The sequence below is a fragment of the Nostoc sp. genome (genome assembly GCF_036917775.1).
GTDB lineage: Bacteria > Cyanobacteriota > Cyanobacteriia > Cyanobacteriales > Nostocaceae > Nostoc.
This window is the reverse complement of sequence record NZ_JBALEQ010000015.1, coordinates 45,134-59,302: the sequence shown is the minus strand read 5'-3', so window position 1 is coordinate 59,302 and position 14,169 is coordinate 45,134. Positions and strand designations below refer to the sequence as shown.

The window sequence follows — 14,169 nt, the reverse complement described above, 5'->3', positions numbered from 1 at the left end:
GTTTGTGACAAATCTGGAGTCAGGAAAGATACGCATTTACCTATACCAAATTTTCACCGTGAGAGTATCCTATGTCATCAGGGTATACACTCAAATACACTAAAGAATGTCTGATGATTAACTGCTTCATTTATACAAGTTTTCTGTTTGAATAGGACTTACGCACGAGTTACGGAATAAAGAACCGCAGAGGCGCAGAGGACACAGAGAAATGAGATGCGTAAGTCTTATTGAAGTAACGCAAAACAGCCCCAGTAAATCTGAGGCTGCTTTGCGAGAGTTGTTTGCTAGGAGGGGGGTACATCAACAAAGTGATGCCCTATGTTAAATATAAATAATTCAGTATGTATCCCTATTCAGCCGTCTTTTGGCTTATCAGGATGATTTGAAAAATTGCGTAGGCGCAGCCAAAGGGCTACGCTCAGGAACCCCTGTCGTAAACATTGCTTTTGCAAAAAGAAACTCCAGATGCACTTAAGGCATTCTGGAGTAGTAACAGGTTTCTAACATCAATCAATTTTTACATCTGCGATCGCCTGATGTCGTTGGGGTATATACTCAAATGTATTTATGTCTACTCATCCGCAAATAGAACAGCAAATTACCTTCTTTTACACCCATAATCTCAATGCCTCTACACAATTCTACGAGCAAATGCTGGGCTTGCAGCTATGGCTTGACCAAGGAGCCTGTCGAATTTATACTGTTAGTGGTTCTGGATACTTAGGATTTTGTCAAGCAAGCGAAACATCGGTTCCTTTAGCTGACAAGCAATCAAGTGTCATTTTTACCTTAGTAACGCCACAGGTGGATGAGTGGTTTGAATATCTCAAAGAACGTGGTGTCAAATTTGAAAAGCCACCTACACTAAATGAAAAGTACAATATTTACCACTGTTTTTTTCGCGATCCCAGTGGTTATTTGATTGAAATTCAACGTTTTGAGACTAACCCTAAAAAAAAGACATAACTAAATAAGTTATGTCTAAATAATTCAATTTACAGGGCAGGATTTGTACAGATTGAACTTTTGGATTTACTGGGGTAGATGACACCGACTAATGCGGTATGACCATTACCCTGAGCTATCTACCTTTTCTTCTATCGATTTATCAGAGTGAAGCGCGGGATTTATGCAGCCATCGAAAAATATTTACATTTCTTTACAATTAGCCACAAGCACTGGTAATTTTTATATAATGGCCGCTTAATCGCTGACAAAAAACTATTTGCATTAGTCCTAATAATTGGTATTTAACCGGACTCGATATTGTATAACACGCCTTATGTGAATAATTAAAAATGCCCTACCGATAGCAAGGATTTCAGGCTGTAGTTTAGCCAAGATGTTTAGCTATGTTGACGTATTTACGCCTTTCCAGACTCCAACTCACATAAGCCGTATAACAGAAGCTAGAATACAATTATTCTCGCAAATGTATCATGTTTTTTAGCAAGATTACTTTTTAAAGTATCCTGTTTGCCAATTTTGCTATTTATATAGTTATTATTTTTAAAGTAGCGATATTTAATCTATCGATTCGCTAAATATTATCTTGGGGTGAGTGCATGACAACCAAAAAAATTACATGGCTAAGTACAACATTGCAATTTAAAGGTTCGGTCATGAAAGCAGTTTACAAACATATCTTATGGTGCGGAGTTTTCGGATTTTTTATTTCTATACTGTACCATTTTGAACTGCCTGTATCCCAACCGATTTTAGGAAGTGTTATTCCTAGTATTGTTTTAGGTTTATTACTGGTATTTCGTACAAATACTGCTTATGAAAGATTTTGGGAAGGGAGAAAATGCTGGGGTTCTCTAGTAAATAACATCCGAAATTTAGCTCGACAAATTTGGGTATCTATTGACGAAATATCTCCAGAAGATAAAGACAATAAAATTACAGCATTAAATTTATTAGTAGCTTTTGCTGTGACAACTAAATTACATTTGCGAGGAGAAGAAGTCAATAGCGAGTTAGAAGATTTAATGCCATCTAGTAAATATATCAAATTGAAGATTATGAATAATCCTCCTATAGAGGTTGCCTTTTGGATAGGAGATTATTTACAGGAGCAATATCATCGCAAATGCCTTAACAGTTACCAGCTCACATCTATGCAAGAATTATTAAACAATCTTGTAGATAATTTAGGTGCTTGTGAGCGGATTTTAAAAACACCTATGCCATTAGCCTATGCCATTCATCTAAAGCAATTATTGTTACTATATTGTTTATTACTACCCTTTCAAATAGTGGCAACTCTGGGTTGGTGGACAGGTTTAATTTCAGCTTTAGTTGGTTTTACAGTATTTGGGATTGAAGCAATCGGCTTGGAGATAGAAAACCCTTTTGGTTATGACCCTAACGACTTACCTCTAGATACGATTTGTGCCACAATGAAACGGAATATAGACGATTTAATTACTCTGACTCCAAATGCGCGTTCGCACCAAGGTAATTTGACTTATGAGAAAAGTTGAGACTGTTTATAAAACAATTAGAACGTTTTCTTAAGAATTTTAAGATTCATGAGATTCATCTGTTAAGCTTTTTGATTTGCTGCTGGAAATAGTCTCGCCAATTTATAGGTAAAGCCTCAAGTTTTACGGCGCGGTGTAACAGTTCTAGGTCGTCTGTTTCGCGTGCATACAATCGGGTAATATCGGCAATAGTGACATTATTTGAGTCTCGACTGATTAACTCAAAAGTATCACCATTCCCTACTTGGCCCTCTTGTAGCACCGAAAAGTAGAACCCAGTTAGGCGGCTATCTAAAAACTGTTTAACTATATCAGCACGTCCAAACTTGATTCCCAGTTTATAACAAGGCATTCGAGGTTGAGTCACCATTACCTCTGCACTACCAATCTGGAAGCGATCGCCAATATTAATGTCATCTTCTAACAGCCCGACTGTAGTCAAGTTTTCACCAAACATTCCCCAGGGCAAATCTATATCAGGTAACTTGTGCCGCCAATAGTCGTAATGCTCGAATGGATAAGCATAAACTGCTTTGTCTTTGCCTCCGTGGACACTCAAATCAGCTTGTCTATCTCCATCCAAGTTGAGCGTTTGCATCATTACCCGTCCCTCAACTGGTTCTTTAAAAATCCCCGTTGTAACTATTTTGCCCTTCCAAAGTACTTCACGAGGAAGTCCTACATTGACTGAGATAACCTGCATAAGTTAATATCCTCTCTTGCAAAAATTGGATTTTTAATTATATAAAGCAAACTTTACAAAATTCAGCACTCTTCATTTTCCACTTTGAGGCTAGGAATTGTTGGCAAAGAGTTAATAATCTTATAAGTAGCGCTACGCCCAGTCGTAGGTGTAGCACATCGCATCGACTCATTTCTCCCTGCCCTCCAGCTTGTTTCGCAGTAGTATATAAACGCGAAACTATCTCTTCATTGGTGGATGTGCAATGATGCCTGTACGTCAAACTTTATCAAAGCCTGATATCCAACTTTCTTACTTAGAGTGGAACCAAGGTCAAGAACCCTTACTGCTGTTACACGGTTTAGGCGACCATGCTTTAGTGTGGTCTAGCTTAGGAAATGACTTAGCAGCAGACTACCACATAGTCGCACCAGATATGCGTGGACATGGCGAAAGTACCAAGCCTGAGAGAGATTATACTTTTGAAAGTGCGATCGCAGACCTTGAAGCACTCATGGATCATCTAGGATGGACATCTGCCCAGATTGTAAGCCATTCGTGGACAGGTAAATTAGCCGCTATCTGGGCAAGGCAAAACCCAAAGCGTTTGCGAAGTATAATTCTCGTCGATCCCATTTTCATCTGGAAAATGCCCAGCCTTCTCAGGCTAACTTTTCCGATGTTGTATCGCTTCTTACCTTTTCTCAAAAGCATGGGCCCCTTTGCCAGTTATGAAGAAGCCGAACAACAAGCACGGCAGTTAAAGCAATATCAAGGATGGAGTTCCTTGCAACAGCAAGTTTTCCAAGCAGGAATAGAAGAAAAACCCGATGGTATTTGGGGTAGCAAATTTACCATCGCCGCCCGCAACGGGATTTTTGAAGCAGTTATGCAAGTGCCTGGTTTTACAATCCCCCTTGATATCCAAGCGCTCTTTGTCCAACCAGAACAAGGACTTAATCGCCAAGATTGGCAAATCCAGCCCTACAAAACCTATCTCAAAAAACTACGCATTTGCCAAGTTCCTGGCAATCACTGGCCGTTTTTGACACAACCAGAGGCATTTAACCAAACTGTTGCAGCTTTTTTGGCCGAACACAGATAAAAAATCTCATTATTATTAGACGGGATTATCATCCGGCAACAGAAGAATGAATAGGAAGGATGTTTAGCGATAAGCGGCTACGCATCTGCGCTCCCCTTAAATCAGTTATTAGTTATCAGTCCTCAGCATTCAGTGATTATTGATAACTAATTAGGACTTACACCAAACTACAATGCTGTAGGGGTAATATCCTGCGGTTACTCCGTTGGAAAACTCGTAGATTAGCCACTTTGCGTCTACATGAATTACCCCTAGCTGAAAATAAGGGTTTTGGCTATTGTTTGCGTAAGTCCTGCTAATAACTGATAACTGTTAAAGTACGGATAAGCCACTCATGAGCCTTTGTATCAATCCCGTTTGCCCTACACCAAATCACCCAAATAATGAACAAAACCGCTTTTGTCAAAGTTGTGGTTCCCATTTGGAATTGCTAGGGCGTTATCGGGTGACGTGCCTGTTGAGTGACAAAACAGGGTTTAGTAAAGTTTATGAAGCTTATGAACAAGATACTCCTAAAATCCTCAAAATACTCAAAGAGGATTTATCAGGTAACGCCAGAGCAGTAGAACTATTTCAGCAAGAAGTAACTGTGCTGGAACAATTCAACCATCCCGGCATTCCCAAACAAGATAGTTACTTCCAGTATCAAACTCGAAATGGTTTAGTGTTGCATTGCATTGCAATGGAAAAAATCAACGGGTACAACTTAATACAGTGGCTAGAGCAGCAGCAGAATCGCCCCATTTCTGAAGACCAAGCTGTAGCTTGGCTAAAACAATTAGTGGAAATTTTGGATTTAGTGCATCGTAAACAATACCTGCATCGAGATATTAAGCCATCTAATATCATGATTAGATCCCCCCTTGGGAAGGATTGGGGGAAATTGGTACTGATTGATTTTGGCACAGCCACTGAAATTGACAGAACCGACCCATACCAAATGAGCAATGGCGGCGGGATGACAGCACTTATGTCATCTGGCTACAGCGCTCCCGAACAAATGAATGGTCAAGCAGTACCGCAATCAGATTTCTTTGCTTTGGGACGCACCTTTATATTTTTACTAACGGGACAGCATCCCTTAGATATGTATGATGTCCAGCAAAATGTATTGCACTGGCAAAATCACGCCATCGATATCTCACCCTTACTATTAAATTTAATTGATTGGCTCACAGCAGCAGATATAAAAAAGCGTCCTGCTAATGCCCAAGAAATTTTGCAGCGTCTAGAACACATTGAAGAAGGCAAAAAGTTCTGCTCAGATGAGGATTCAACCCCACCTGTTGCGTCAGGTTCCCCCAAAGTAGAGGAGCCACTTGCAGAAGTTGAGGATTCAGAGCCAATCTCGCTATTGTCGGAGCAGGAACCAGAAAACAGTATTCCTTTTGCCTCTGTTGTTGAAACTGAGCTAACAGAAACAACTCCTGAAAATATTAATTTAGTAGTTGATTTGAATACACAAGAGTTGTCCCCGCCAATTCCTAAAACTTTATCATCGCCACAGAAAGAGCCAGAAGAAGTACCACTACTGAAATTTTTTGCAGGGTTGCTAGTGATATTAGGATTACTTAGTATAGTGGCTTTAGCAATGCGAAACTCAAAATTTATTGTGAATTCAAATTATGGGCAATCTCCTGAAAAAAGAGGTAAAATTGATTATTTTTCTTATCAAGAAGGTAGGGATAGGCAGGGGAGGAGAGCCGAATTTAATATAGCTGTTTTATCACTAGAATATAAATGGCTTTTAGGTAGCACTTTTCAAATTAAATATAATGATGAAATTATTAGTATAGACCTTTTAAAGTTGAATTTAGAACAAGAAGGTATACAAAAGATAATGGATGAACCCAGGGAAATTATCTCTGTAGGTACAGTTGCCTGTAAAGGTAACATAGCAGTTCAACAGCGAATGGCTCTAGAACGTTCTAAACAAATTCAATTTTTAGTCAAAAAATTATTTATTAATACACCAAGCGTCAAAGGTTATAGAATATTAAATTTAGGACAATTTCAAAGGAGTAATTGTCAGGCAAATCAGGATTTAACTACATATCAGAGAAGTATTATAATTATTGGTGTGAAAAATAAATCCGCAGGTGTCATTCTCGATGAAGCACTACGGGATAGGTTAGAAAAGAAACCTTTCGCTGATTTTAAGTTAGAAGATTATTCCTTGGGGACGGCAGAAAAGTTTAGGACGATACCAAGTAATTTATTACAGTTCAGATAATACAAAAACACTTTTATAGACGGCGATTTCTCGCATCTAAAAACCAAAAATTTGTACAAAAAGCCCTTAACTAAAGAGGATAAATTTTTATTTATAAAATAAATAGCATGGCAAAGTATATAAATTTATAGGTTTATCCAACCATAATATATTGCCAGTTTAGTAATTATGAATCGTTTATGCTCCCATCCCAGAATACCTCTTCAAACCCGCACGCCAAAGGAAGCGATTCAGACCCAAAAACACTAATGTCCAACCAAACATTGACCAAAATCCTCGTCCTATATCCACAGGTAGCCCTACTAAAAGACTCGCAGGAAAATCAATCAAATACGGAAAAGGCGTAAACATTACTATTGTCCGCACAGGCTCTGGAAAAACCTCTAAAGGTGCTATGTAACCAGATAAAAATAGATAAAATAATAACCAAAAATTTTCTAAAGCACTAGCCCGTTCTGTCCAAAAAGCGAACATGGCAAAGGTGTACTGAATTGTAAACCGCAAAGTAAAAGCTAGCGCCACCGCCAATGTAAACAGCAAAAATCTACTCAAACTTGGTACCCAAAAAGCTTGGGGATAAAGAATAAAAAATAATATCACTAATAAAAAAGCAAACGATAGCCTAGCAAATCTTTCAGAAATATGCCCTGCAACATGATGCCATACTGGGTCGAGTGGTTGTAGCAACTTGGGCGAAAGCTTGCCTTCAACAACCTCTTTTTCAAAGTCCCAAATTACCCAAGCAACTGTTAATTGTCTAACAACGAAAACCGTGATAAAGTAACGGGCAAAATCTACAGGTGATAGCCCAAACTGCCCGCCTTGTGCTGCCTGTATCCAGATACCCATGAGGATAATCGGCAAAGACCCAGCCAAAACCCATAAAATTAGTTCTGCTCGATACTCAACCATATAGGCGTAGTATACTGACAGGAAAGTTAGAGCTTTTCGAATCATCTTTTTCATTGATAGTGCATTCTCCCCTCGGCAACTCTATAATTCTGGCAGCGATCGCTACACAACACCTGCCTGAAAAACTCGCCCAATTACTTCTTCTACAGGTGGTTCAGTGACAGTTAAATCAATTACCTCTAAATCCGTCAAAATCTTCGATACCGTGCGGGTAAGCGCTTCTCTAGATACCATAAAATGCACCGATCGCCCTTCTAAGAGTTGCACATCTCCATAAGTCATAAGTTTTTCCATCGGTAGAGGTTGGGCTAACTCTATATGAACTTCCCGGTAGGGGGCAAAACGTTCTAGTAGTCCATCTAAGCTACCGTCATACATCAGGCTTCCTTGGTGAATCAACAGCACTCGTTGACACAAAGCTGTAATATCAGCCATGTAATGACTCGTCAACAGCACTGTAGCCTGATAACGCTGATTGTAGTCGCGCAAAAAATCGCGTACTGCTACCTGAGCATTTACATCTAATCCCAAAGTCGGTTCATCTAGGAACAATACATGGGGACGATGCAAAAGTGCTGCTAGCAATTCTGCCTTCATCCGCTCACCCAAAGATAGCTTCCGTACTGGTTGGGTAAGCTTCCCTTCCAAGGAAAGCATCTCTGTTAATTCTCCTACCCGCCGTTGGAATTCTTTATCAGAGATGTTGTATACAGCAGCATTAATTCTCAAAGAATCCAGCGCTGGTAAGTCCCAAATTAGCTGCTGTTTTTGCCCCATCACCAAGGTAATTTTTTGCAAAAATGCTTCTTTCCTCTGAAACGGAATTTGTCCAGCTACCGTGACTTTACCGCTAGAGGGATGAATCAGCCCCGTGAGCATTTTTAGTGTGGTGGTTTTTCCAGCACCATTTGGGCCTAAAAACCCCACTACTTCACCGGAGGCAATTTCAAAGGAAACATCCTGCACTGCTTTAATTGAGCGGTAGGTGCGGCGGAAAAGGTGGGTTATTGTACCTTTAATACCCGGACTTTTAACTGCTACTGGATAAGATTTACTCAAATTTTCAGCAACAATGATTGACATATTTTTTATATTAGAACCACGCTTGTATACAGATAAACACACAAAGATAATCGGTGTTTAGAGCTATTTATTAAACAGAACTCAGGAGTCAGGAGTCAGAATAGGCTAAACCCTAGCTATCCGCTAACAGAATTGAATTCTGAGCGAAAAAGTGGATAGTGAGTAAGAGTTTTTTTTAATTCTGACTTCTAGATTCTTCTACTGTGGTTCCAAATACGAAAGCAGAGATTTTTGACAGTGACATATCATGATTAACTGTGGTGGGCATTATGCACAACACATAGACTTTACCGCAAACGTCCCGATCGCAATGTACTGATAATTAACCACAAACCCAATAAACTAGCAACGGCAAATAGGATGGTGCTTAAAAAAGATAGCTGAGTTGTCTGCGCTCTAGTGGAAATAATTGCTGCACCCATAATCAGCGAACCTACTAGTATGCTAAAAGATAGTCGGTTAGCCGCATCGTCCATAGTGCGCCGCACGCCATCTAAACCCCGCAGCGATAGATTCCACTGTAAGGTTTCTGAGGTAACTCGGTCTAATAACAGTTCTATTTGGCGAGGAGATTGGAGAGAGAGACTTTTAATATCTAAGGCTGTCCGTAATAGCGATCGCACTGGATTATCGCCCAGTAATTGCCGACGAAACAAGTCTGTAATTAATGGTTTAACTTCATCGAAAAAATTAAGCTCTGGGTTGAATGTCCGCGCTACACCCTCTAAATTTGCTAGGGTTTTGGCATACAAACCCATATTGCTAGGTAATCTAATTTTATTGTTACGCGCTACTTGTAAAACTTCATAAATTATCTGACTGAAGTTGATTTGCGTCAAGCTGACATTGTGATACTTTCGCAACATGCGATCGTAATCATTTTCTAACCGTGACAAAATAACTGGTTGAGCAGAATCTGATAGCTGCAAAGTTAACTGAGCGCACCTTTGAGCATCTAAATCAACGATCGCTAACAACATCTCTGTTAATATCTGCTGTGTGCGGGGATCAAGTCTTCCCACCATGCCACAGTCTAAGAGAGCAACTCGCCCATCTTTAAGGTAAAACAAATTTCCCGGATGGGGATCAGCGTGAAAAAAGCCATCAATATATAGTTGCTGAAAAAATACCCGAAATAACAAAGTAGTTATTTCTTTACGCTTTTCGGCAGAGTCTTTAACGTTGGGGTCATTATCCAAATCTGCCGCCAGGAAAGGTACTCCATCGAGCCATTCCATCACCAGTAATTTTTCTGTGGTCAATTCCCAGTTAATCTCTGCAACCACTATTTGCGTGGGATCAAACCAGCGACTTTTAGATAAGTTGCGCCGCAGCTGGTCTGTAAAACCCGCTTCCCGTGTAAAATCTAACTCGGCTTCTAGGGCTTTGGTAAATTCTTCAGCGATGGATTTGATTTCGTAGGTTTGCCCAAATTCAGTTCGCGCTACTAAATCGGCAATACCTTGAATTAAAGCAATATCTTGGGCAATGGTCAGATCAATTCCCGGACGTTGCACTTTTAGAGCCACTTCTCGACCATCTGCTAATGTAGCGCGATGTGTCTGGGCAATTGATCCCGCCGCTACGGGGATCGGGTTAACTATCTTGAAGGTTTCTGCTAGTGGACGTTTTAATTCTTTGCGAAGGATTATTTCTATCTCTGACCAAGGAACTGGTGGTACTTCGTCTTGTAAGGTTGATAGTTCCTCAATGTAGGAGGCGCTAAGTAAATCTGGACGGGTAGAGAGTAGCTGGCCAAGTTTGACGTACACTGGCCCCAAGTCTACCAGAATATTTTTTAAAACCGCAGGTGTCGGCAGCTGGGGTTCATCAGCTTTGCCACCAGTAAGTAACCTTCGCATATAGTCCCAGCCATTGCGAAGGAAGACTTCCAAGATTTCTCGTTGACGGGGAACAGTTTGAGTAAGGAACATTTTTGTAAAAAACTGCAAAAAGGCAGAGAAGTTAAAGAGGTAAGCAGCAAGGGATAACAATACAACCGGAACCGGCTCTAGTTTTGATGCTTGTTAAAGTTTTGCTAGCTGCGGCACAATCTTGAAATCTTTTTATGGATGATTGTACGGCTTCGTGGAGCTTCTGTTCGTTCAGCATCCGTTTGACGTAACTAGAGCAAGAATCCCCACCGTGTAATAAGCGATGAGAACAAGAAAATCCTTTGGACGGAGAAATATATTTTTGATAAGCAGTAATAGAATCGATTGCCATTGTCTTGGCCAGAGGTTCAAAGCTAATAATGTCCATAGCTGTCAGATAAAATAACAGACAGTCAAGTTATAATGGGAAAATAGACTTTTTCGCCTCTACCAAGGGTTCTAACTTTTATAGCAGGTCAGTAAATCGGGAATCGCTTTGGAGAATCTTAAGGATCTGCTTAATTTCCTGGGTACGTTCTTTTTTGACAACGAGGGTGACATTGCGATCGCGCACAATCACCACGTCCTCTAAACCAATTGTAACAACTACATCCTCTGGATTTGAGGCATAAATAATCGCCCCCTGCGTATCTAGACCTACGTGGGTAGCGAGTTCTACATTGGGATTCTCTTCTGTTTTGAGTAACCGCTCGATCGCATTCCAATCTCCTAAATCATCCCAACCAAAATCAACTGGCAAAACGTATGCTAGAGTTGTCTTTTCCATTAGGGCATAGTCTATACTCTTCTTAGGCAACTGGGGATAGATATCAGGACCCTGTTGTTCTAAAGGTTCGATAATTTCTGGAGCATGGGTATGTAGTTCCTTGAGAACAACCCCTGCCCGAAAAACGAACATTCCACTATTCCAGCTAAAGCGCCCCGTAGATAAAAAAGTCTCTGCCGTTTCGCGGTTGGGCTTTTCAGTAAAGCGGTTCACGTGATAAGCTGGCAACTCATTAAAGCTACCTATCTTTTCACCTTGTTCAATGTAGCCGTAACCGGTTGATGGAAAAGTAGGCTTGATCCCCAGTGTAACGATCGCTGCTGTGCTTGCTGCTAGTTGCGTAGCCGCGCTTAATGTGTGTGCAAACGCTTCTTCGTTAGCAATCCAGTGGTCAGCAGGGAAAAAGCCAATAACAGCGTCTTCTCCATAGCGTTGTTTGATTTCTAAACTTGTCCAAGCAACGGCTGCGGCTGTGTCTCTGCCTTCCGACTCAATCAGTAAGTTTTCAACTGGTAGATCGGGTAGTTGTTGTCTTACCCCTTCAGCTATCTGACTAGAAGTGATTACCCACAAGGAATCCCACCCGCCACCGAGTTTTATCAATCGATCGGCGGTTGCTTGTAATAAACTTCTAGAGCTACCATCAAGACTTAAAAATTGCTTAGGTCGGTCTTTGCGGCTCAGGGGCCAAAAACGTTCACCTTTACCACCAGCTAGGATTACGGGGAACAATAAAGTATTCATGTTGTCATACACGCCTACCGAAGAACATTATAAGTTTACAGTGAGCCTTTCCACTGGCAATATCTGTAGCTTGGATTAACATACTTTTAGGGAGTGGTTGAGTGGGGAGATAATTGTGATAAAACAAGTCGAATGGTCGGAAAATCCGGTTACATCTCAGCAAGTAGTAGAATTCGAAACTGAGGTGCGATCGCAGCAAATTCAACGCACGGAAAATCAGGTAACGCCTGTACCAGTAGCCGACTCAGAGGAGGAGGATGTCGAACTAAACCAGCCAGCCAATCCGAATCGTAGCGTCGTCGAATCAGTGGGCGCGATTCCCAATCAGATATACGAGAGACTGGGCTTAACCATGCCTCGCTGGTTGTTGTGGATTATGACGATTGTTATCGGCATCATCCTATCTGGGCTGCTAGTATCAAGTTTAGCGCTGTGGACTCCTTTGTGGAGCAATCTCGATCGAACAGATGAAGATTTAGGAACCAATACTAAAGACGAGTTAAAAATACCGCTACCAGGGGAGTTGTGGAGCAAACTTTCCCAGTATCAGCTTTCACGACCCATGAATATCTTAATTATGGGTATTGAACCAGTTAACGGTACTGTAGATGGTTCACCAGAAAGCTTTGCTGGCAAAAGCGACTCCATGCTATTAGTACGGCTTAACCCTGGTGAAAAATCTGTACGGGTGCTTTCCATTCCCAAAGATACGATGATTGCCATCCCCGAAAAGGGAGAAAAGGGATTAACTAAGGTATCTGATGCCAATGCTAAAGGCGGCCCAGTCTTAGCAGCACGGGTAGTTAGCCGTACCTTAAACAACGCCCCAATCGATCGCTACATCCGTATTTCTACTAGCGGCTTACGACAGTTAGTCGATCAGTTAGGTGGGGTAGAGGTCTTTGTTCCCCAATCAATGACGTATAAAGACTCCAGCAGTCGTCTGTCGATTAATTTAGTCAGTGGCTGGCAAACCCTCAACGGCGAACAAGCAGAACAGTTTGTGCGGTTCCGCGAACCAGGTTTGGGAGATTTGCCAAGAGTGCAGCGTCAGCAAGCACTAACAGCAGCGCTACTGCAACGCTTAAATAGTCCTACCATCTTACCAAGGTTGCCTCAATTAACTCGCTTAATGCGAAAATACTTTGACACCAACCTGAAGATGGAAGAAATGATGGCGTTGGTCAACTTTGGTCTCAACCTAGATCGAGATAATTTCCAAATGACGGTGCTGCCTGGTACGTTTAGCCGCTTTAGCAAAGACCCTGATAGCTATTGGCTAGATATGACTGGACAACAGAGCCTGTTGAATGATTATGTTGGGGTAAATGTACCTGGTCTTAAACCAGATATGCGCCAGGTTCCTAACCTCAAAATTGCTATTCAAAATGCCTCGAATCAACCTCAGCTAACTGAAAAAGTTATTGCTTATCTTAAACAGAAAGGCTTTACTAAAATTTACAAAGTGCCTGATTGGCCAGATACCCAACGTCAAACTCAGATTATTGTCCAAAAAGGCAATCGGCGAGTTGGTGTTGATTTGCAAAAAGTCTTAGGCTTGGGTCAAATTGAGGTGTCAGCCATTGGTGATTTAGAATCTGACCTCACAATTCGGATTGGTAAAGATTGGAAATAGTCATTGGTCATTAGTCATTAGTCATTGGTCAAATGACAAAGGACTAATGACAAATAATAAAGTTATGAAAAAGATTTTACTACGCTTTTTAGGTTTGATTGTAATTTTGATACTAGCATTTTGCTGGATAATACTTAATCCTAAACCGGCTTTTGCTCAACTCAACACAATCAACTACAACAATATAAATTTAGAAAATCGTGATTTCTCTCATGCTGATTTAGCAGGTGTGACTTTTGTCGCAGCAGAAATGCGGGGGACAAATTTCCAAGGAGCGAATTTAACCAATGCAATTCTCACTAAAGGAGTTTTGTTAAAAGCAAATTTGGAAGGCGCGAACTTGAGCGGCGCTTTAGTCGATCGCGTCACTATGGATGGTGCTAACCTGAAAAATGCCATTTTTACAGAAGCAACTTTGACCCGCAGCCGTTTTTTCGATGCCGAAATTACAGGTGCTGATTTTACCGACGCTTTGATTGATCGTTATCAAGTGTCACTAATGTGTGAAAGAGCTGATGGGGTAAATCCGGTTACGGGTATGTCAACGCGAGATAGTTTGGGTTGTAAGTAAAGAATCTCAGCGTTGAGCATAAAAAAGAGATATTTTAGCGATTGACTGAGAAT

12 protein-coding genes are annotated in these 14,169 nt (G+C 40.9%); 6 read left to right on the top strand and 6 right to left on the bottom strand.

What is annotated here, in order from left to right:
* Positions 1 to 570: 570 nt before the first annotated feature.
* A complete protein-coding gene (locus V7K69_RS01865; protein ID WP_335030878.1) occupies positions 571 to 969 on the top strand; it encodes a VOC family protein in 399 nt (132 codons plus the stop codon).
* A 599-nt stretch (positions 970 to 1,568) separates the two neighbouring features.
* Entirely contained in the window at positions 1,569 to 2,489 is a 921-nt protein-coding gene (locus V7K69_RS01860; RefSeq protein ID WP_335030876.1) for a bestrophin family protein, read from the top strand.
* 55 nt (positions 2,490 to 2,544) lie between these two features.
* Here the strand turns inward: V7K69_RS01860 and V7K69_RS01855 are convergent, their stop codons facing one another.
* On the bottom strand, positions 2,545 to 3,192 hold the full coding sequence (locus V7K69_RS01855; RefSeq protein WP_335030874.1) for an MOSC domain-containing protein: 648 nt from the start codon (positions 3,190 to 3,192) through the stop codon (positions 2,545 to 2,547).
* 247 nt (positions 3,193 to 3,439) lie between these two features.
* On the opposite strand from V7K69_RS01855, the gene V7K69_RS01850 reads away from it, so the two are divergent.
* Positions 3,440 to 4,276 carry an alpha/beta fold hydrolase gene (locus V7K69_RS01850; RefSeq protein WP_335031015.1) on the top strand — a complete coding sequence of 279 codons (837 nt, stop codon included), beginning with the start codon at positions 3,440 to 3,442 and terminating at the stop codon, positions 4,274 to 4,276.
* 334 nt (positions 4,277 to 4,610) lie between these two features.
* Positions 4,611 to 6,509, top strand: a complete 1,899-nt coding sequence (locus V7K69_RS01845) for a serine/threonine-protein kinase (protein ID WP_335030872.1) — start codon at positions 4,611 to 4,613, stop codon at positions 6,507 to 6,509.
* 177 nt (positions 6,510 to 6,686) lie between these two features.
* On the opposite strand, the gene V7K69_RS01840 is transcribed toward V7K69_RS01845, so the two are convergent.
* The 5 genes from V7K69_RS01840 to V7K69_RS01820 form a co-directional block, all read right to left on the bottom strand.
* A complete protein-coding gene (locus tag V7K69_RS01840) occupies positions 6,687 to 7,475 on the bottom strand; it encodes an ABC transporter permease (RefSeq protein WP_335030870.1) in 789 nt (262 codons plus the stop codon).
* Between the two features lie 48 nt (positions 7,476 to 7,523).
* A complete protein-coding gene (locus V7K69_RS01835; protein ID WP_335030868.1) occupies positions 7,524 to 8,504 on the bottom strand; it encodes an ABC transporter ATP-binding protein in 981 nt (326 codons plus the stop codon).
* A 287-nt stretch (positions 8,505 to 8,791) separates the two neighbouring features.
* A complete protein-coding gene (locus tag V7K69_RS01830) occupies positions 8,792 to 10,438 on the bottom strand; it encodes an ABC1 kinase family protein (RefSeq protein WP_335030866.1) in 1,647 nt (548 codons plus the stop codon).
* Positions 10,439 to 10,469: 31 nt separating this feature from the next.
* The gene (yidD, locus tag V7K69_RS01825; protein ID WP_335030864.1) at positions 10,470 to 10,766 is read right to left on the bottom strand and encodes a membrane protein insertion efficiency factor YidD; all 297 of its coding nucleotides are present in this window, start codon (positions 10,764 to 10,766) and stop codon (positions 10,470 to 10,472) included.
* A gap of 78 nt (positions 10,767 to 10,844) precedes the next feature.
* On the bottom strand, positions 10,845 to 11,909 hold the full coding sequence (locus V7K69_RS01820; protein WP_185581351.1) for a mannose-1-phosphate guanylyltransferase: 1,065 nt from the start codon (positions 11,907 to 11,909) through the stop codon (positions 10,845 to 10,847).
* Between the two features lie 115 nt (positions 11,910 to 12,024).
* On the opposite strand from V7K69_RS01820, the gene V7K69_RS01815 reads away from it, so the two are divergent.
* Both V7K69_RS01815 and V7K69_RS01810 read left to right on the top strand, forming a co-directional pair.
* On the top strand, positions 12,025 to 13,545 hold the full coding sequence (locus V7K69_RS01815) for an LCP family protein (RefSeq protein ID WP_335030861.1): 1,521 nt from the start codon (positions 12,025 to 12,027) through the stop codon (positions 13,543 to 13,545).
* A gap of 64 nt (positions 13,546 to 13,609) precedes the next feature.
* The gene (locus V7K69_RS01810) at positions 13,610 to 14,116 is read left to right on the top strand and encodes a pentapeptide repeat-containing protein (RefSeq protein WP_335031013.1); all 507 of its coding nucleotides are present in this window, start codon (positions 13,610 to 13,612) and stop codon (positions 14,114 to 14,116) included.
* Positions 14,117 to 14,169 lie beyond the last annotated feature (53 nt).